The organism is Haloferax sp. YSSS75, from assembly GCF_046764215.1.
Classification (GTDB): Archaea; Halobacteriota; Halobacteria; order Halobacteriales; family Haloferacaceae; genus Haloferax.
Map to the genome: position 1 here is coordinate 673925 of NZ_CP177206.1, position 19696 is coordinate 693620.

The window sequence follows — 19696 nt, forward strand, 5'->3', positions numbered from 1 at the left end:
TTGGGTCACAGTTGGTCAGACGCTGTTCGGGCCCGCATCGTACTCCTGTAGTGTCTCGTAGAGTGTCTCTGCCGTCTCCACGGCGAGTTCCTGGTTCTGTTCGATGAAACGGTTCGTGTACACCGTCTCTGGGTCGAGGTTCCCCTCGATGAGTCCCGCGCGCTCGGCGATGTCGACGGTGTGCCGGAGTTTCTCCGGCGGCGTCCACCCCTTCCCGTATTCGAGGCCTATCTCCTTCGGAGGCACTTGCGAGGCGTAGAGGTCACCGAGCGTCCGGCGTTCGAGTTCTTCGTCGAACTCGCCTGCTGCGAGCGGTTTGTACACGTCGATGACCTCGTCGACGTTCGTCGCCCAGAGCTGGAAGGCGTTCAGCCACCCCTTGGTGAACCGGTCGACGAGGTCCGGTTCGTTCTCGACCACCTCGCGGCGGGTGTAGAGCGTGACGCCGAGGTGGTCGAGTACGTCCGACGTCTTCAGGACGTTCGCTTCCTCTCCTTCGGCTTCGAGTCGGTCCTGCATCTGCGGGAAGTACTTTATCATCGCGTCGAGTTCGCCGTGGAGCAGCAGTTTCAGTCCTGCTCCCGGCTGGACGTTCTGGAAGGTCACCTTCGAGACGTCGACGCCAGCCGTCCGCATCGCCGTCTTGGCCGCGGGGCCGGTGCTGCCAAACGGGAACATCCCGACGACCTTTCCCTCGAGGTCGGTCCACGACTCGATGCCGGTCTCTTTCAGCGAGACGACGCCCCCCATCGGGTCTGCGACCTGTCCGAGGACCACCAGCGGTGCCCCGCTTTCGATGAGTTGGAGGACGGCCATGATGCCGCCGTTCCCGAACTTCTCTTTCCCGCTGGCGACCGACTTCGCGGCGGCCTGTGCGCCCGAGGAGGTGACGTACTCCACGTCGAGGCCCTGTTCTCGCCACGCGCCGAGGGCGATACCGCCGTCGTTCACGGCGGGGGCGAGTCCGACGCGTTTGAACCGCCCGCGGTAGGTGATGTCCTGCCGTTCGGACGCCTCCGGAGTGGATTCGTTCTCGGCGTCGGTCGTCGCGGTGGCCGAACTCTCCTCGGTCGTGGTTTCCTCACTCCCACCGGTCGACCCAGTGGCTCCGAGGCACCCAGAGATGGCCGTCGCGATACCCGCGCCCGTCGCCGCCAGGATGGCACGGCGGGACGACATGTCGTCCGCGCTACCCGAACGGAGCTGTCGCTTCATAACAATCGAACTCTCCGGTCGGGAGCCGCATATCTACGTTTCTAATATATACATCCCTTTATCAGCGACCGCCGAGCGACGGGGTCACTCGTGGGTGAGTCCGATGGTGTCGTAGACGTACTGCTTGGTTCGCGCGAACGCGTCGCTGCCTTCGACTTCGAGGCGTCGATTCCACCGTGGCCGGTCGATATCGACCTCGACTTCGCCGACGACAGTCGCCGGCGACGACGATAAGACGAGGACCCTGTCCGCGAGGAAGGCGGCCTCGTCGATGTCGTGGGTGACGAAGACCACCGTCTTCTGTTCGTCGTTCCAGAGTTCCATCAACTCCGCTTGAAGATCGTGTTTCGTCTGGGCGTCGACAGAGCCGAACGGTTCGTCCAACAGGAGGACGTCGGGTCGGACCGCGAGCGCTCGGGCGAGTCCGACGCGCTGTTTCATCCCGCCGGAGAGCGTCGACGGGTAGTGATTCTCGAACCCACCGAGGCCGATTCGGTCGATCCACTCGCGGGCCACCTCCCGCCGTGGTCCCGCCGCCATCCCTTCTTGAACCTTGAGTCCCATCGCGACGTTCTCCAGGACAGTCATCCACGGGAGCAACAGGAAGTCCTGAAACACCATCGCGACGTCGTCCGAGGGGCCGTCGACAGGGGCACCGTCGACACCGACGAACCCGGACGAGGGTTCGACGAGGCCGGCGAGGGCCTTCAGGAGCGTCGTCTTCCCGCACCCGGAGGGGCCCACGAGGACCAGAAACTCCCCGTCTTCCACCTCGAACGAGATGTCTTCGAGGACGCGAACCCCGCCGACGCCGTTCCCGTACCGCTTCGAGACGTTCTCGACGGTGATTCTTGGTGCCACGGTGTTACGTCCCCCCGGAACCGAACCAGCGCTGGTCGATGTGTTCTGTCGCGAACAGTGATTCGACATCGTACTGTTCGGCGGCGACACCCTGTTCGTGGGCGTACCGGACCAGTGTCTCGAGCGTGGTGACGTTTCGCTCCGTGAGGCCGTACTCCCAGGGGTCGTCTCCGAGTACCGCCCGCTGTTCGTCTACGAGCGGTTGCGACCACGCGAGCGGGAACCGCCGCGGGCGGTCCAGCGAGTCGAGGGCGGCCTGTTTGGCCTCCTCGAACGCGTCGAAGAGATTCTGTGCGACCCACGGTTGCTCCGCGAGCACGTCGTCTCGCACGACGACGGTGTGCATGATGGGGAAGATTTCTGTCTCCCGGTAGTACTGCTTCTCCGTTTCGACGGGTTCTGCGAAGAGACGCTCGGCCGCGTCGGTCTGGAGGTGGACCGGCGTGAGGACGAAGTCAACCTCGTCCTCTTCGACCAGTTCTTCGAGGTGGGGAACCGCGCTCCCATCGGGCGGGGCGCGGTAGTCGATGTCGTAGCCGCTGGGGTCGAGTTCGAGTATCTCCGTCCCCGTGGCGACCCAGTCGACGGACGTGAGGTCGACACCGTAGCGGTCGGCGAGGATGCCTCGTTGCCAGATACCAGTCGTCGTCTGCCAGTTCACGAGGGCGACCCGAGCGCCGTCGACGTCCGCCGGAGTCGCCCCGTCCGCGTCCTGCCGACGGTACATGTACGAGTGTCTGAACCGGCGGTACGGGAACACCGGAATCGCGGTGAACGGGAACTCCGCGGGCGCTCGACGCGACGCGAGATAGGTCCCCATGGACATCTCACAGGCGTCGAACTCCAGTCGCCGGGCCATCCGGCGAAACCGCTCGGGGTTCGGGTAGTCGACGGTCGTGAGCGATACGCCCTGGGGTTCGACGCGGCCGTCCCAGAGCGACGTCGTCCACTCGTAGGGGTAGCACGCGAGGGTGAGGTCAACGGTCATGTGTAGGTGAGGTGGTGGCGGTCGGCGGCGCAGTTCGATGGTGCGGTTCGACGGCGCGCCGAGTCACCGAGGCGGCGTCACTCGGTGACTTCGAACGCGAAGTGGAACGCGGGCAGTGGGCGGACCGGGTGGTTGTCGAGGTACGAGAGGTGAGGCTTTATCTCGAAGTTCGGTTCCTCGTCGCGCATCTCGAAGATACAGGGGTACGCGTCGATGAAGTGGTAGCCCGGTTCGCCGGAGGCGCGGAGTTTGATGTGTGTGATGCCGTTTTCCTCTTCGTCGTCGACGCCGCAGACGTAGCCGACGGGCTTGTTGTCGTAGACGAAGTACGGCGCGTTCTCGTAGACGGTCCACCCGACGCCGGTTATCTTGATGTCGATTTCGGTGCCGACCGGACCCTTCTTCGGCGAGATGTCGACCACGTCGGGTTGCATCATGAAACCGGTGACGGCGACGGACGTGCCGTCTATCTCCGCGGTTATCGGCCGGGTCGACCCGACGTCTCGCGGAATCTCGATTTCCACCTGGAACGACCCGTTCTCGTCGGCGGTCACCGACGGGAGGACGTCCGGTTGCGGCACGGGCGTGATGGGGATGCCCTTCACGCGGTGGCCCTGATGGCGGTACCACACGAGGTCGACCTCAGCGCCCGCTGGGAAGTTCTCTCCTCGGATGAACGCCGAGGTACCCGGTTGTCCCGACGTGGGTGTGATTTCGAGTTCGGCGTCCGTCTCCTCGTCGATGTCGGGGTAGTGGACTTCGAGGGGGCCTTCGTCGAACTGCGCGTCGACCCACATGGCTTCGGGTTCGCCCTCGGGTTCGGTCGTCTCGACGGTCCACGAGGACTTCCGCCCTCCTGCGACCGGACCGTACGGTGACTGCGTGTTGTTCTGGAGGAACGGGACGCCGCGGTAGTTCCGCCAGACCTGGAGGACGTGGTCACCGATGGGGCCCGCCGCGCGGATTTGGGCCGTCGCCGTCCCGTTGTTCATCACGCCGGTCATGAAGCCGACCATGCCGTTGTCCCAGGTCACCTGGTAGTTGTTCGTAAGCGGGTTGGGACCGAGGCCGTACCCTTTGATGGTGAAGACGTCGCCGAGTGGTGCCGTGCGGTTCTCAATTTCGAACCAGGGCTTGACCTCGATTTCGCCCTGTCCGAGGTTCGTCCCGTCCGGCGCGCGGAGTTCGACGACGTGGGACCCGCCGTAGTCCTCCGGAATCTCGATGGTCTCGTCGAACTTCCCGTCGGCGTCGGTGGTGACCCTCGTGAGTTCCTCCTCACGGGACCGGTACTGCGGGCCGAGTATCTCGTTCGCCTTGAGTACGCCCCAGTTGCCGTCTACCGTGTTCCAGACGACGCCCAGTTCGATGGACTCGGGGAGGTTGCGGCCAATCAGCGTCACCTCGTCGCCGACGTAGGCCTCCTGAGTGCCCATCACGAGCGTCCCCGAGGCTGGTGTCTGCCGTCTCCGGTGTTGGCTGAGCTTGTCTTCGAGTTCCGCGGAGATATCGGTATTCTGCGCCATGGTTCTAGCGGAGAGTTCGGTCAACGCGCACTTACGGTCGTTCGGGGAATATGAAGGCCTTTAAATTGGCGCGTATTTCGAGTGGGTTCGCTCTGTCCACAGTGCCGGTGCTGGCAGGACGACGGGTCCCAGGTCGGCGACTACGATTCGGCTCCGACGGTAGCCTCGAAGGCGTCGTCAGTCACGGCTGCGAGACACAGCAGACAGCCCTCGTCGAGGATACTCCTCCGAATCACGTCGTCGACGACGACGTCGGCCCCACAGGATGGACAGTGGAAGTGATGACGGGACATCGTGACAGCTGACGTTCCATCCTCGAAGGGGCAATCCGTTTCCCTGTAATGTTTAGATAATAATGTATGACCGGTAGTTCGGCCACCGAACGCTCACTCCCGGCGGTCCAGTTCGGACTGCTGGCAGTACTTCTTGATGAGGCGTCTGTTGACGGCGTTCAACCGCTGGGACACTGCGGACGGCGAGATGCCGAGTTCCGCCGCAAGGTCGTCGAGCGTCGCCTTCCGTGGGCGGTCGTAGTAGCCCGTCTCCAGCGCGCAGGTCAGCGCAGACCGCTGTTTCTCGGTCAACACCGGCGGGTCGTCAGTCTCCTTGCCGATGGCGAGGATTCGCTCGACGGATACCGTCGCCCCGGTGTCTCGAAGCTCGTCCACGAGGGCCGGCAGTCCCGACCGGTCCGGGAGCGTGACCGAGTAGACTAGTCGCCCGTCCCGATTCTCCTCCAACGTGGCGATGCAGTCTCCGGTCCTGAAGATGGTACACGGGCACTCAGAACACGGCGAGTAGCTCCTGTACTCCCCGTCGGTGGTTGCTATCTGCTGACAGTCCGGCGTATCGTCCCTTCCGAGACAGAACGATTGGCGAATCCGCGTCTGTTCTGATGCGGACGGCGCACACTCCACTGTGTCGCCGGGACAGACTGACAGTCGTACGTCGATGGGTTTGGCATCCCTCCCGTTCGACTGTTCCTCCCAGAACTCCCCCTCAGAAGTGGACATGCGCGAACCTTGGACCTACGCCTTGATGAATACGGACCGAATTTCTTGAAAACTGAGAATTCGACAACACGAGTGACCTCTACGACGGTCCGGGGTACGTTGAACGGGCAGACGCGGCGGTTTGGCGTCACCGCAGGGATAAACCCCTGTATTCTCCAAACCCGAATTTAGGGGGTCGTTCACCCTCCGTTGCACACGATGCGCAACGAACCGACTCGAGAAGACGGGAGCACCGAGCCGACTCACGAGGGTATCGACGTAGCGAACAGTCGTCTCTCGCGGCGACGACTCGTGGCCGCCGGGGCCTCGACGTGGCTCACCATGAGCGTCGCGGGGTGTGCCGGCAACGGTGACGACGGCGGCGGCGGCGATGATGACGACAACGAGACAACCACCTCAACCACCTCAACCACGGTCACGAACCGGACGACGCAGACATCCCCGACGTCGACTCCCACGGACGGGGAGACGGAGGCACCGACTCCGACACCGACACCGACACCGACACCGACCCCCACGCCAGATTCGGGAGGTGGGGGTGGGGGGGCGACGACTACCTGTCCGTCCGAATCGCTCTTCCCTGTGGGGTCTCCCGTGGGGTTCCTCGTCGGCATCTTCCAGACCGACTCTGGCGAAATCATCGGCCCGGACCTCCTCGAAGGCGTGACTGTGCGGTTCCCCAACGCAGACGTGCCGTCGCAGGAGCTCTCGTGGGACGGTCCTCACGCCGACCACATCGATAACCAGTGGGGTGGTAAACTCCCGAACACCGCTGACCTCGCACCCGGCGACTACAGTTACGATGTCGTCGTCGACACCGGGTCGGGCGAAGAGGTCGTCCAGACAGGCCAATTCACTCTCGTCGACGCCGACGCGTGACCACAGCGGGCTGACCGGGCCAGCACCGACCGAACAGATTTCTGGGGTTCGTCACCGGACGACACCTCCGTCTCGCCGACCAAGTAGCGGTGCAGCGCGCGTGGGCGCGGTTGAAAAACGTCTGTATATCGCAGAGCCAGATTTAGTGAGTGGTTGTTGGTGGGTACGAATGGAGATGAGCAACGACAATTCCGACCGTGACGCGGCCGGCCCCACAGACGGGGACGGCGGTACCAGCACCGTACTCCAGAGTCGCACAGCGGCGACGCGCCGAAAGTTCCTCGCAGCGAACGCCGCCGTCTGGACGAGCGCGGTCGTCGCAGGGTGTAGCAGTCAGGGCCAACAGGAGGACACCACGACCGAGCCCCAGACAACGACGGCGACGCCGGAACCGACGAAGAACTACGTCCTGAGCGAGGACCTCATCGCCGGATCCGAGGGCATCCCGAAAGACGCGGGCCTCGTGTCGGCTTGTGCGCCGACGCGGACGTTCATGCCCGGCATGCATGCGGTCTTCAAAGTCGGCGTCTACGACCCCGACACCGGCGAATCGGTTGGTAACGACACCCTCGACGGCGTCACCGTCGAGATGGACAACGGCGCCACCGTCGACCTCACGTGGGCCGGCGACGACGAAGAGCACCCCCACCCATACTGGAATGGGGGATGGGCGATTCCCGAAGATGCCGAACCTGGTACCATCAAGTACTCGGTAGACGTCAGCGCGGAGAATTCGGAGTTCCAGAACGTCGAGGTGGCCGCCGACGAGTTCACCATCATCGAGGACTTCCACCCGAAGAACTACGTCGTGACCGACGAACTCGTCGCCAGTGGGGCAGTCCCCGAAGGCGGACTGGTCTCCAGTTGTGGGACTTCCCGGACGTTCGTCCCGGGGATGACCGTCGTCTTCGACGTCGGTGTCTACGACCCTGCGTCGGGTGAACCGGTGAGCAACGAGACCATCGACGAGATGGTCGTCGAGATGGACAACGACGTCACCGTCGAACTGCAGTGGGCCGGTGACGACGAAGAGCACCCCGCACCAATCTGGGGCGGGTCGTGGGACGTGCCGGAGGACGCCGAACCGAAGGACGTCACCTACGTCATCAACATCACCGACGAAGAGAACAACTACCGCGACGTCAACGTCGAAGAGAACACGTTCAGCATCGTCGAACTGTAAACTGACCGTCACGCCGTCTCCGTCGGTCTCCCGACGGTGGCGTCGGTTTCCTACGAATCATGAGTAACACAGATACCACATCGACAGAAGAAGAGTCGTCGGCGGAGACCCCGTCGGGCGACAAGCGCCTCGAATTCGCCGACGCCGTCGAACTCCCGACCGACAAAGACACCGTGTGGGACCTCATCTCCGACCCAGAGGTCCTCTCGTCGTGCGTCCCGGGTGCCGAGGAGATAGACCGCCGCTCCGAACGCGTCTACGACGTCCACATCTCGCGTGGCGTGAGTCACCTCACCGTCTCGCTCGAAGGCGAGATGGAACTCGTCGAGATGAACGAACCGGACTGGGTCGTCGCCAGCGGCGTCGCACACGACACCAAGACTGGAACCGACTTCGACATCCTCGCGGCGATGGAGATGACGGAGGGCGACGACGAGACGACTATCCTCTCGTACTCCGCAGAAGTCGGATTCTCCGGGGGCGTCTCGTCGCTCGGCCCCGGACTGCTCCGCCCAATCGTCAAGCGTGACGTTGAGGCGTACTTCGAGAACGTCCGCGCCCGCGTCGAAGCGGACGAGTGACGCGCCGGGCCGTCCGGTTCGGTCACGTTTCGTGCGTCTCGTTTGGATCGGGTGACACGTCGGGGATGCAGTCGTTTTATTCGAGGTCCTTCTCGTAGGTCATCTCCGACTCGTCGTCTTCGTCGGCGTCGGACTGCTCCCCGTTGGTCACCTCGGTGGCCGAGACAGTCTCGGATTCGTCGTCCTCCGAGACGACTTCGTCGGGTGATTTGATAGATTCTTCTTCCTCGTCGGCCTCTGCGATGACCTCGTCGGGCGACTTGATGTCGTTGACTTCGGCACCGGCCTTGATGGCCTCTGCCTCCTGTTCGAGTTGTTCGACGTTCATCTCGGCGGCCTGGTCGATTTGACCGAGAATCTCCTCGATATCGTCCAGTCCGATGAGTTCGCGCGTCTCTTCGTCGAACTCCAGACTGGAGAGGCCTTCGGCGTCCTGTATGTCGGACCCGGTCAACTGCTTGCCGTACCGTCCGAGAAGCGAGGTGAGTTCCTGCGGGAGGACGAACGTCGTGGACTCGCCCTGTCCGATGCGTTCGAGCGTCTCCATCCCCTTGTCGATGATGGCGCGTTCGCCCATCGATTCGGCGGATTTCGCTCGGAGCACCGTCGAGATGGCGTCACCCTGCGCTTCGAGAATCTGCGACTGCTTTTCACCCTGTGCGCGGATGATGTTCGACTGCTTTTCACCCTCCGCCTTCTCGACGGCAGAGCGACGCTCACCCTGTGCTTCGAGAATCATGGCACGCCGGCGGCGTTCGGCGGAAGTCTGTTGCTCCATCGCCTGCTGGACGTCCGCGCTCGGGTTGACTTCGCGGACTTCGACGGATTCGACGCGGACACCCCACTCGTCGGTGGGTTCGTCGAGTTCCTTGCGGATGCGGGCGTTGATTTCCTGTCGCTTGTTCAGCGTGTCGTCGAGTTCCATGTCACCGAGGACGGCACGGAGCGTCGTCTGGGCGAGGTTGGAGACGGCACGTTTGTAGTCGTCGACTTCGAGGAACGCCTTCTTGGCGTCCATGACCTTGATGTAGACGACGGCGTCGGCGGTCACCGGCGAGTTGTCGCGCGTAATCGCTTCCTGCCGGGGCACGTCGAGTGTCTGCGTCCGCATGTCGAACGCGTACGTCCGAGAGACGAACGGCGGGATGAAGCTGATACCCGGTTCGAGGAGACGTCGGTACTCCCCGAAGACTGTGAGCGCCTTCTTCTCGTAGGCGTCGACAATCTCCACCATCTGATATACCGTAACGACGGCGAGAGCGAGGACGAGAAGGCCAGCGACGGCACTTCCCAACCCAAGCCCCACCTGGAGAGCAAGTAGGTCCATAACCTCGTCTAGGGTTGGCCGTATGATAAGTATTCGTGTACCACTGTCGTCACGTCTGACGATTCGGCCGATTTATCGGTGGTGAACGGGGCCAGTTCACGGAAATTCTGGTTTCGAGTGCGCTATCGTTCGCCTCCATCGGCGTTTCGTGTGAGTTCGGCTACTTCTCGTCTGGAAGCGGACGCGACGTTCGTCTCACGAGTCGTCCCTCTCTCTGTTTCGACCCACGGTGTGGGTTCACGCTTTCTCGACGTCTTCGGGTTCTCGCTCGCGCGCCTCAGACTCGCGGCGGCGGGCACGCTCTCTGGCGAGTTCACGGTCGATTTCGTCTTCACCGGGGCCGACTCCCTCGACGGTGACGACGTTCCCGCCGCCGGGGTCCACGACGATGACTTCGCTCCCGACGGCGAGTTCACCGTGGACAGACCGGGCGGCGTAGTACGGGTTGAACCCGCCCTCGTCGAGTTTCACTTCACCGTCGGTCGGCGTGACGCGCTCAGTGACGCGTCCCATCTTCCCCGTCAGCGCCTGTGAGTCACTCGTTCGACTCTCTCCTTTGCCGCCGTAGAGGTCGAATTCCCGGTAGCCATACAGTGCGAGGCCACCGAAGACGAACACGAGGAGGCCGAGGACGAGTGGTGTCGCAAACGGCCCGATGACCAGGCCGATGAGTCCAGCGGCGAGGAGCGCGACGCCGAGGACGACGAAATGTGCACCGGGTGCCAGTGCTTCGGCGAGAGAGAGTCCGAGACCCGCGAGTACGAGCAGTAGCGGGAGCGTCTCGGGGCCGATGAGCCCTGATTGCAACAGGAATGGCGGGTGTGCCATAGGTGCTCTAGGGCCGTCGTCCGATTAAGGGTTGAGGGTGTCTCGGGTCGTCGCCGCCGATTCGGCGGCCCGATTACGTCTCTGCGTCCGGGTCGGCCGAGAGCGACTCGTCGTGGACGAAAGTGACCGTATCCTCGTTGGTGGCGCGCACGAGGACAGTCCCAGTCGTCGTATTCGAGGGGACCGAAAAGACGGTCCAGACCGTCTGCGACTCGTTGGGTGCGAACAACCCGCCGGTTTCGAACCCAGTCGAGTTCACGAGCGGTTGGTACCCGTACCGAACGCCGTCGGACTCGAACACGAGCGCCGACTGCGGAAGCGACCCGGGAGACGAACTCGTCGGCGAGACGTCGAGTGCGACGACGACGAACTGTTGGCCGTCGGGGGCCGTGTACGACTCGTTGCCGACGGCGATGGAGTCGGTCGTTCGCGAGTTCCACCGCGCGACGACGTCTGCGGACTCGTTGGGCGCATTCGACAGTGCCGAGACGGCGACGCCGTCCTGTCCGGTGGGCGTTCCGAGTCCATCGACCATCGGTCCGAGTGCGGCGACAGACCCGAGCGCGAGAACCAACAGGAGGACGGCGACGACGACGACACGCACGCTCGGCGGCGACCCGGATTTGAGGTCGTCGAGCGACGACGGTAGTCGGTCACGGAGCAACCCTTCGTCGTCGCCCCCCGTGAGCGAGTCGAGACGTTCGCGGACGCTGTCGAGTGGGAGCGACGAGATGGCGTCTTCGACCGGTTTCGGCACGTCGAACGGCAGGCCGAACTCGACGTCCGCCGTCTCGTACACGTCGCCGTCGGTGTACTGCTTGACCGTCTCTTCGAGTTCTTCTCGTTCGACAGTCTCACCGAGGGAGTCCGGGTCGAGAAGCGTCACGTCGTGTTTGGTCGTAAAGCCGCGAACCTCGTCGGAGAACTCGCCTTGCGTCGCGACGGCGACGACGTCTATCTGCCGCTTTTTCGCGTGGGCGACGAACCCTCTGACGTGGTCTTTCTCGACGGTCACGTCGGGGGCGGGGAGGACGAGCATCATCCCCTTCGTGCCGTCGCCTCGTTGGCCCTGGACGAGGTAGCGTCCTTCGCCGCGCGGTTGTACCTTCGTCTGCCAGTTTCGTTGCGTCCAGAGGTCAGAGAGGAAGCGGACGAACTTCGTCGGGTCGAGTTCGACGAGTCTCGCCATCGTCAGTTCTCCTCCGTCTTTCGCAGGCGTGCGAGCAGTCCCGTGACGACGAGCGCGACGACTGCGAGCGCCGGTGAGAACGGAATCCCGGTGTTCGTGCCGGCGACTGCTGGTTCGATTGGCGTCCGTTCGACGACCGGATACGGGGTGGTGGTTGCCGTCGTCGCCGCGGCAGTCGATTCGTCCGTCTCCGTCTCCATCGGTGTCTCCGTCGGCGTCGGCGTCTTCGCATCCGGTTCGAGTCGGACCATCGCGTCGTCGGCGATGACCGTCCCGTTGACACTCGAATTCTCCCGGAAGGCCAGGTCGACTGCGGACGAGAAGTTCTGGTCGCGGTTCCGGTCGGCGTAGGCGACGGCGAGTAGTTCGCTGTCGGTCAGTTGTCGACGGTCGAACTCGACGACGACGTTCTCGTGTCGACCCGGTGGGAGGTACGCTGTCGTCCCCAGTGGTTCGTCGTCGGGCGTCTCCACCTGAATGAACCCGCCGACAGAGAGGTTCACTTCGCTGATGGTGACGAACGTCCCGTCCGTCTCCTGGTCGACGAACCGAAGGCCCGCGTCCGCCTCGTGGAACGTCATCGTCGTCTTCGTCTCGTCGCTGTAGTCACGAATCCACATCGGGAAGACGAGGCCCCGGTCTTCAGGGGCGAACGTGAGGTTGGTGGCGACAGTTCCGTTTTCGGTGACGGTCATCGGAACGAGTCGCAAGAACGGTTGGCCGGGTGCCCGCGCTCGAAGTTCGAGGACGGAACCGGGGGCGAGTGTCGTCTCACCAGTGACGTTGACCGTCAGTGCTTCCCACGGGTAGATGGTGTCGTTGTCGACGGCCATCGACACCGTCGGTTCGACGAGGTGGACGGGCGTGCGCGCGGTGATGGCGTCGTCTTCGACGAGTCCGTTGTGTTCGCCGTCCAGCGTCACCGTCACTTCGTACTTCTCGCGGTCACCTTCTAGTGGGAGGTCAGACGTATCCCAGAGGAGGTACACCTCGTCGTTTTCGAGGTCCGAGACGATCGTCGTCCCGTTTTCCGGCGTCGCGAGGAACGTCTCTTGTTCGTGATTCGGGCGTACTTCGAGTTGGTTCATCGAGATTTCGATACCGTTCGAATCCGCACCTCCCGCGACGGTACCGGATGCGAGCGCCGATTCGAGGCCACTTTCGTTGAGGCGGATGACGGCGATATCTCCCTTGGCGACGACGGTTCGTTCAGTCGAGGCGGCGCGGATGGCGCTGACCGACGGCGTCGACTCCGTCTCGTTCAGACTCGCCGGTGCGACGAACGTCGCCGCCGACGTGTTGCCACGCGGTGCGACTTCGAGTTGGCCGATAGCGCGTTCGACACCGCCGATGGTCACGTTCATCAGATACGTCGTCGGTTCGAGTGGTCTGTCGAGTTCGGCGGTGTGGAGCGTCTTGTTCCCACCCCCGGAGACGTACGTCTCGGGGTCACCGGTCGAGTTGTACGTGTCGATGGTGACAGTCGTCACGCCCGAACCAGTGAGTTCGACCGACAGATGGTAGCCGTAGTCGTCGCCGCCGACGTGGAGGACGCCGGGGTCGGAGTGCCGCACCCGTATCTCGACGACGTCCCCACGCGTGACGGTGGTGACGTCCTGCTCGAACGAAGCGGTCGGCTGGTCGGCCGCGGCGGTGGGCATCGGGACCCACAGCGCCGCAGTGAGAACCAACACGGCGACCAAGACGGAGGGTGCGCGAACTGCGTGACTCATGTGGTGTTCTCGGTTGGGGTTGACGGCGATTTCGCTCGGGGTTACATAAATCAAAAGGCCCGATTATCAAAACGGAAATTCGCACCCGGCTACGGGACTGGTGTCGGGAGGCGACTCACGCCCGGTCGGTGTGGAGAACGCGAGTGTACACGAGTCGCGGGCGGGTGCCGAGAACAGTCGGTGTCTGTCGAGCGGAGAACGGTCGGTGACGTTGGACGAGTACCGTCAGATAGCGTTGGGGAACACCGTGACGACGAGCAGACCGACGGCGAGAAGGATACCGAGGAGGACGAACGCGGTGTTTTCGAGAGTCGGCGATTCCGGTTCGATAGGGAGCGCGTCCGCCTCGTCGGGCGAGTCGTCGACGATACCGTCGGGGCCGACGTCGTCGATACCGAATCGCCACTCACCTTCGTCTTCGGTCTCCGGTTCGGAAGAGTGGGACATCACAGAGAGGTAAGTGGTGCGTCGGGAAAGGGCTACCGCACTCCTATCGGCCGTCGTATTCGTGTCCGATGACGTCGCCTTCGTAGACGATGCCGCGTTCTGCGTGGAGGGTGACCGTCGACCCTTCTCTGACCGAGTTGGGGAGCGGTGCCCCAGAAATCATCGGGATGTCGAGTTCGCGTGCGACGAGCGCGGGGTAGCCAGTCATGCCCGCGCGGGCGTCGATGATGCCTGCGAGTTTGTCCGCGTCGCCGTCGAATTCGCCGTCGAAGTCGGCAGCGAGAGAGAGGATGGCACCCTCGGGAATCTCCGAGAGGTCACCGTCTGCGGTGCGGTAGAGCGGTCCGGCGACGCGTCCGCCGACGATTTTGCGACCGGTGGCAACCGACTCGGCAGCGACGTGGACTTTGAGCATGTTGGTCGTGTTCGTCCCTTCGAGTTCGGTCATCATCCCCGAGAGGACGACGATGGTATCGCCGGACTCCGCTGCGCCTGCTTCGAGTGCGGCGGTGACGGCGTCGTCCATCACGGATTCGACGCTGGTACTGTAGTCGGAGTACTCGGCGGCGACGCCCCACAGCATGGCGAGTTGGCGACGGGTCCGGTCGTTCGGGGTGACGGCGACGACGGGGACGCCGGGGCGGAACTTCGCCGTCTTCCGGGCGGTGTACCCGGATTCGGAGACGGCGACGATGGCCGCCGCGTTCACGTCGCGGGCGAGGTAGCGGGCCGAGCGAGCGAGTGCCTCGGTGCGGGACCCCTCGATTGCGGTGGGGACGCGCTGTTCTTGGCTCTCGTCGTACTCGGGCGCTGCCTCGATTTCTTCGATGATACGAGACATCGTCGCGACGACCCGAGTGGGGTGGTCACCGACTGCCGTCTCGCCGGAGAGCATCACGGCGTCGGTGCCATCTAAGACGGCGTTGGCGACGTCGGACGCCTCTGCACGGGTCGGACGGCGAGAGTGAACCATCGAGTCGAGCATCTCGGTGGCCGTGATGACGGGGACGCCGGCGGCCTGCGCCTTGCGGATGGTTCGCTTCTGGATGATGGGTACCTCTTCGAGTGGGCACTCGACACCGAGGTCACCGCGAGCGACCATCACACCGTGTGCGGCCTCGATAATCTCGTCGAGGTTCTCGACTGCTCCGGCGCGCTCGATTTTGGCGATGATGGGGATTTCCGCCCCGAACGATTCCAGCGTGTCGCTGATGGTGTAGACGTCAGTCGCGTCGCGGATGAACGAGGCGGCGACGAAGTCGACTTCCTTCTCGGCGGCGAGTTTGAGGTTCTCGTAGTCGGAGTCGGTGATGAGGTCGATGTCGAGGTCCACGCCGGGGACGTTCACACCTTTTCGGGACCCGAGTTTCCCACCGGAGTCGATGTAGGTAAACACCGAGTCGTCTTCGACCCGGTCGACGGTCGCTTCGATACGGCCGTCGTCGAGGAGCACGGTATCACCGGGTTCTGCTGCGGAGATAGAGTACGAGAGGCCGACGGCGTCGGGCGTCGCGTCGTCGCCCTCGTAGAATCGGACTTCGTGTCCCGTCTCGAGGTAGATGTCCTCTTCGATGGGGGCGGTTCGTACTTCGGGGCCCTGCAGGTCGAGCATGGCCGCCAGCGGTTCGTCGGTTGCCTCGTCGACCGTTCGAATAGTGTCGATGACGTCCGACCGGTGTTCGACGGTTCCGTGGCTCGCGTTCATCCGGGCGACGCTCATCCCAGCGTCCGCGAGGCCACGAATCGTCTCTCGGTCGAAAGAGGCGGGACCGAGTGTACAGACGATTTTCGCGTTGCGCATAACGCCGTCTACGACCGACGAATAAAAAAGCCCGATGATGAACTCGCTTGCGAGTAAGCTGTTCACACACCTGCACGAACTCCGTCGATAGCCGACGCTCACGGGGGACAATATCGAATCGGCGACTATCACGAAAACAGAGGTTTGGAGGTCTGTCGCACACTTTTTGCTTGTTCAGACCTACGGTACACTATGGCTCTGACCGACGAGTCCCCGCTTCGGACAGACGGCGGGACGGACGGCGGTGATGGGGTGGACGACGCGTCACCTGCCGCAGATGGTGGGCTTCCGACGGGACCCGTCCCACCGGACGACGAGACGCCGACGTGGAGCGACCGGAAGGCTCGAACGACCGGATTGTCGCGTCTGACCTACGAGTACTTCGAGCGCGCGCGGTACGAAGACCAGACGGTTCGGCAGTCGTCGGATTACGTCGAACGCGACGTACTGGCGTTCCCGACGTGGCCCCACGAGACGGTCCGCAACCTCTCTATCGCGTCCTTCTTCGTCGGGATGATTTTGTTCCTCTCGGCGACGATGCCGCCGCACATCGGTGCGCCGGCGAATCCGAGTCAGACGCCGGCGATTATCCTGCCCGACTGGTACCTCTACTGGTCGTTCGGCCTGCTCAAACTCAACCCGCTGAACCCTGACCTCGCCATCCTCGGCGGGCAGAAGATTATGGCCGACCGGACCTACGGCGTCCTCGCCAACGGTGTCGTCGTCGGGTTCATCGCTATCGTCCCCTTCCTCAACAAGGGGTCCGCACGCAGACCGGTCGAAGAGCCATTCTGGGCGGCGGTTGGCGTCGCTGGCGTGGTGTTCGCGCTGACCATCTCGCTCTTGGCAGTCAAGAACCTCGTGCCCATGAACGTCGACCTGCTGTTCGACCTGACGTTCCTCCTGCCAATCGTCTTTGGGACGGTCACCTACGCGGTGCTCAAGACGATGCGCGAAGGCTACATGTACAACCTCAACCGTCGATACTACCGACTCAGACCGCCGAAATAGGGTCGCTGTCGGTGTTTCAGGGCACCGAAACCGTCGTGTGGTAGATGTCGCCATCGTACCGGACGTATCCGGGGTCGATGAACTCGTTTCGGTCCGTCCCTTTGTGAATCGTCACACTCCCGTCGTCGTCCAGCGCCCGCTGAAACGCGTCTTTCTGTTCCGGCGAGAGATTGTCGTAGGAGACGGCCCCTTCGCCCTGTGGGAGTTCCTCGACGCGTTCGACGGTCAGGTAGCCCGACCCGTTGCTTCCACCGAGACACCCTGCCGTAATGACGAGGACGAGCACGGCGAGTGAGACGCCCAGTCGCATAGCCGAGGGTCGTGTCTCGTCACTCATAGTGACATCGATACTGTGCCGACATTCGAACGAAGATGTTCGGGTTCCGGGCGTCTACGTGCCGATTTGGGTGGTTACGACGAGACAGTCGTCTTGTAGATGCCGCCGTCGTAGCGGACGTACCCCGGGTCGACGAACTCGTTGCGTGCGGCCTCTGTCGGTATCTGGACGGACGAACCGGACGTCACCGCGTCTTCGAATGTCGCTCGCTGGTTCGGGTCGAGGTTCGCGAAGGCGACTGCCCCCTGTCCTTGCGGGAGTTCGTCCACGCGCTCGACTGTCAGCGTCCCGGCCCCACCGCCGGTGACGGCGGCGACGACGCCGACGACTGCGACGAGCGCGACTGCGATTCCAACCGCGGTTCGACCACCGAGTTCCATAGACGACGCTGCGGAGTCAGGACTGATAGCCCCTGCGGTCCGGGCGCGAGTCGCGGCCAAAAAAACGTGAATCGAACGGTCCGAGGTTACTGGACCTTCGTGCCGGGCGTCGCGTCGTCGTAGGTGGTCAGCAGGTCGGCCTGGTCACCGGCGGCGAGGAGCATCCCGTTGGACTCGGTGCCGAACAGTTCGGCCTTCTCGAGGTTGGCCACGATGATGACCTTCTTGCCGGGGAGGTCCGACAGGTCGTGGAGTTGCTTGATGCCGGCGACGATTTGGCGTTCTTCGACGCCGATGTCGACGGTCAGTTTGGCGAGTTTGTCCGCGCCATCGATGCCTTCGGCCGAGAGAATCTCGCCGACGCGCAGGTCGAGGTTCTGGAACTCGTCGAAGGAGATACGGTCGTCGGCGATGGGTTCGAGGTCAGCGTCGGCTGCCATACTCTCGTCGGCGTCCTCCTCGGACTCGTCACTTTCGGATTCCGTCGCGGCGACGCGCTCGTCGAGTTTCTCGTTGAGCGCCTCCACGCGCTCGTCTTCTATCTTCTCGAACAGCGCTTCGGGTTCGCCGAACGACGCGGGCGGCGCGACGAGTGCGTCTTCGATGGCCGCGTCGGCCACGAGGCCGTCTTCGCCGAGTTGCTCCCAGAGCGCCTGCATCTTGGCGGGCGCGACAGGCTGGAAGATGACGGCGACGGCCTTCGCAATCTGGACGCAGTCGCGGATGACCTGTGCGGCAGCCTCGGGGTCTTCGTCGGTGAGTTTCCACGGTTCGTTCCGCTGGATGTACTCGTTGCCGAACTGGGCGAGGCGGACGGCGGCGTTGCCAGACTCGCGAATCGAGTAGTCGTTGATGGCGGCGCCGAACTCGTCGATGGCTTCCTGAATGCGGTCTTCGACTTCCTCGGAGACGTCGGTATCCGGCGTCCCCTCGAAGTTCCGGTAGGCGAAGAGCATCGACCGGTAGAGGAAGTTGCCGACGGTGCCGACGAGTTCGCTGTTGACACGCTCTTGGAACTTCGACCACGAGAAGTCCACGTCCTGCTGGAAGCCACCGTTCGTGGCGAGGTAGTAGCGCAGCAGGTCGGGGTGGAACCCTTCGTCGAGGTACTCGTCGGCCCAGACGGCGCGGTTCCGAGAGGTGGAAAAGCCCTTGCCGTTGAGCGTGATGAATCCGGAGGCCATGACGGCGCGGGGTTCGATGTAGCCCGCTCCCTTGAGCATCGCCGGCCAGAAGACGGTGTGGTGCTGGATGATGTCACGGCCGATAATGTGGACGATGTCGCCCGACTCCTTCCACGCTTCTTCCCAGTCGAACACGTCGGGACCGACGTTCTCTGAGTACTGCTTAGTAGAGGAGATGTACTCGATAGGGGCGTCTACCCAGACGTAGAGGACTAGGTCGGTGTCTTCGTCGCCCGGGTAGTCGATACCCCAGTCCATGTCGCGGGTGATACACCAGTCCTGGAGTTCGCCCTCTATCCACTCGCGTGGCTGGTTCTGGGCGTTCGACGTGCCCTCTACCCGATTGATGAACTCCTGGAGGTACTCTTGGAGGTCGGAGACGGCGAAGAACTTGTGCTGGCGCTCGCGGTACTCGGCGGGGTTGCCGGTGAGCGTCGACGTCGGATTCTCTATCTCGCCGGGTTCGAGGTGGCGGCCACAGCCTTCGTCACACTCGTCGCCGCGGGCGTGTTCGCCGCAGTACGGACACGCGCCTTCGACGAATCTGTCGGGAAGCCACTGGTCGGCGTCCGGGTCGTAGGCGACGGGAATCTCTTTCTCGTAGACGTAGCCCTCGGCTTCGAGCGTCTGGACGATTTCCTGGGTGAGTTCGGTGTTCGTCTCGTCGTGGGTGTGGCCGTAGTTGTCGAAGTCGATGTTGAACCGGGGGAACGTCGCCTGATACTTCTCGTGGTGGCGGAGTGCGAACTCCTCGGGCGTGACGCCCTCTTTCTCGGCGTTGACGGCGACGGGCGTGCCGTGCATGTCGGACCCGCTGACGAAGGCCGTCTGTTGGCCGAGTTTTCGCAGCGAGCGACTGTAGATGTCGCCGCCGACGTACGTTCGAAGGTGGCCGATGTGCAAGTCGCCGTTCGCGTACGGCAACCCGCACGTCACCACCGCAGGGTTCTGTGTCGGGAATTCCTCGTGACTCATATGTGTCGTGTATCTCGGATGCGGGCCTAAAGCCCGCCGGTACGGGTGCGTCTGTCGGTCGATGCGATGTAATGCAACCTCGGGGTTCACCGAATTCGGCCCCGTCTCGCGTTACCGAGACGGACGCCCAAGACGGGTCCACCCGTGGCTAAAAGAGGGGACGCATACGCATGTTGTCCGGACGCGAGACGGTCACACCGCTACTGAGTCAGAGCAGAAATATAAAAGACGCGCCTCA

19 protein-coding genes are annotated in these 19696 nt (G+C 63.3%); 4 read left to right on the forward strand and 15 right to left on the reverse strand.

What is annotated here, in order from left to right:
* Positions 1-15: 15 nt before the first annotated feature.
* From ACK3R5_RS03565 to ACK3R5_RS03590, 6 genes are all read right to left on the reverse strand, one after another.
* Entirely contained in the window at positions 16-1215 is a 1200-nt protein-coding gene (locus tag ACK3R5_RS03565; protein WP_411968087.1) for an ABC transporter substrate-binding protein, read from the reverse strand.
* Positions 1216-1299: 84 nt separating this feature from the next.
* On the reverse strand, positions 1300-2076 hold the full coding sequence (locus ACK3R5_RS03570; protein WP_411968088.1) for an ABC transporter ATP-binding protein: 777 nt from the start codon (positions 2074-2076) through the stop codon (positions 1300-1302).
* 4 nt (positions 2077-2080) lie between these two features.
* Entirely contained in the window at positions 2081-3064 is a 984-nt protein-coding gene (locus tag ACK3R5_RS03575) for a 4,5-dihydroxyphthalate decarboxylase (protein WP_411968089.1), read from the reverse strand.
* A gap of 77 nt (positions 3065-3141) precedes the next feature.
* The gene (locus ACK3R5_RS03580) at positions 3142-4590 is read right to left on the reverse strand and encodes a hypothetical protein (protein WP_411965683.1); all 1449 of its coding nucleotides are present in this window, start codon (positions 4588-4590) and stop codon (positions 3142-3144) included.
* 140 nt (positions 4591-4730) lie between these two features.
* Positions 4731-4883: a hypothetical protein gene (locus ACK3R5_RS03585; RefSeq protein WP_411965684.1), complete on the reverse strand. Its 153-nt coding sequence runs from the start codon at positions 4881-4883 to the stop codon at positions 4731-4733.
* Between the two features lie 93 nt (positions 4884-4976).
* Positions 4977-5603 (reverse strand): helix-turn-helix domain-containing protein, encoded by a 627-nt coding sequence (locus tag ACK3R5_RS03590; protein WP_411965685.1) that lies wholly within the window; start codon positions 5601-5603, stop codon positions 4977-4979.
* A gap of 198 nt (positions 5604-5801) precedes the next feature.
* Here ACK3R5_RS03590 and ACK3R5_RS03595 point away from each other — a divergent pair, with 198 nt between their 5' ends.
* The 3 genes from ACK3R5_RS03595 to ACK3R5_RS03605 all read left to right on the forward strand — a co-directional run bounded on the left by ACK3R5_RS03595 (position 5802) and on the right by ACK3R5_RS03605 (position 8246).
* Positions 5802-6482 carry a hypothetical protein gene (locus ACK3R5_RS03595; RefSeq protein WP_411968091.1) on the forward strand — a complete coding sequence of 227 codons (681 nt, stop codon included), beginning with the start codon at positions 5802-5804 and terminating at the stop codon, positions 6480-6482.
* Between the two features lie 175 nt (positions 6483-6657).
* On the forward strand, positions 6658-7665 hold the full coding sequence (locus tag ACK3R5_RS03600) for a hypothetical protein (protein ID WP_411968092.1): 1008 nt from the start codon (positions 6658-6660) through the stop codon (positions 7663-7665).
* A 59-nt stretch (positions 7666-7724) separates the two neighbouring features.
* On the forward strand, positions 7725-8246 hold the full coding sequence (locus tag ACK3R5_RS03605; RefSeq protein WP_411968093.1) for a CoxG family protein: 522 nt from the start codon (positions 7725-7727) through the stop codon (positions 8244-8246).
* 76 nt (positions 8247-8322) lie between these two features.
* Here the strand turns inward: ACK3R5_RS03605 and ACK3R5_RS03610 are convergent, their stop codons facing one another.
* The 6 genes from ACK3R5_RS03610 to pyk form a co-directional block, all read right to left on the reverse strand.
* Positions 8323-9573 carry an SPFH domain-containing protein gene (locus ACK3R5_RS03610; protein ID WP_411965689.1) on the reverse strand — a complete coding sequence of 417 codons (1251 nt, stop codon included), beginning with the start codon at positions 9571-9573 and terminating at the stop codon, positions 8323-8325.
* Between the two features lie 237 nt (positions 9574-9810).
* Positions 9811-10401, reverse strand: coding sequence for an NfeD family protein (locus tag ACK3R5_RS03615; protein ID WP_411968094.1), 591 nt, complete (start codon positions 10399-10401; stop codon positions 9811-9813).
* Positions 10402-10474: 73 nt separating this feature from the next.
* Positions 10475-11590 carry a restriction endonuclease gene (locus ACK3R5_RS03620; RefSeq protein ID WP_411968095.1) on the reverse strand — a complete coding sequence of 372 codons (1116 nt, stop codon included), beginning with the start codon at positions 11588-11590 and terminating at the stop codon, positions 10475-10477.
* Positions 11591-11592: 2 nt separating this feature from the next.
* Positions 11593-13323, reverse strand: coding sequence for a hypothetical protein (locus tag ACK3R5_RS03625; RefSeq protein WP_411968096.1), 1731 nt, complete (start codon positions 13321-13323; stop codon positions 11593-11595).
* A gap of 225 nt (positions 13324-13548) precedes the next feature.
* A complete protein-coding gene (locus tag ACK3R5_RS03630; protein ID WP_411965693.1) occupies positions 13549-13770 on the reverse strand; it encodes a hypothetical protein in 222 nt (73 codons plus the stop codon).
* 43 nt (positions 13771-13813) lie between these two features.
* On the reverse strand, positions 13814-15571 hold the full coding sequence (pyk, locus tag ACK3R5_RS03635; RefSeq protein ID WP_411968097.1) for a pyruvate kinase: 1758 nt from the start codon (positions 15569-15571) through the stop codon (positions 13814-13816).
* Between the two features lie 192 nt (positions 15572-15763).
* On the opposite strand from pyk, the gene ACK3R5_RS03640 reads away from it, so the two are divergent.
* A complete protein-coding gene (locus ACK3R5_RS03640; protein WP_411968098.1) occupies positions 15764-16582 on the forward strand; it encodes a cytochrome bc complex cytochrome b subunit in 819 nt (272 codons plus the stop codon).
* A 16-nt stretch (positions 16583-16598) separates the two neighbouring features.
* Here the strand turns inward: ACK3R5_RS03640 and ACK3R5_RS03645 are convergent, their stop codons facing one another.
* The 3 genes from ACK3R5_RS03645 to metG form a co-directional block, all read right to left on the reverse strand.
* Complete coding sequence (locus tag ACK3R5_RS03645; RefSeq protein WP_411965781.1) at positions 16599-16892, reverse strand: hypothetical protein; 294 nt, start codon at positions 16890-16892, stop codon at positions 16599-16601.
* Positions 16893-16993: 101 nt separating this feature from the next.
* Entirely contained in the window at positions 16994-17299 is a 306-nt protein-coding gene (locus ACK3R5_RS03650) for a hypothetical protein (protein WP_411968099.1), read from the reverse strand.
* Between the two features lie 86 nt (positions 17300-17385).
* Positions 17386-19458: a methionine--tRNA ligase gene (metG, locus tag ACK3R5_RS03655; protein ID WP_411968100.1), complete on the reverse strand. Its 2073-nt coding sequence runs from the start codon at positions 19456-19458 to the stop codon at positions 17386-17388.
* Positions 19459-19696 lie beyond the last annotated feature (238 nt).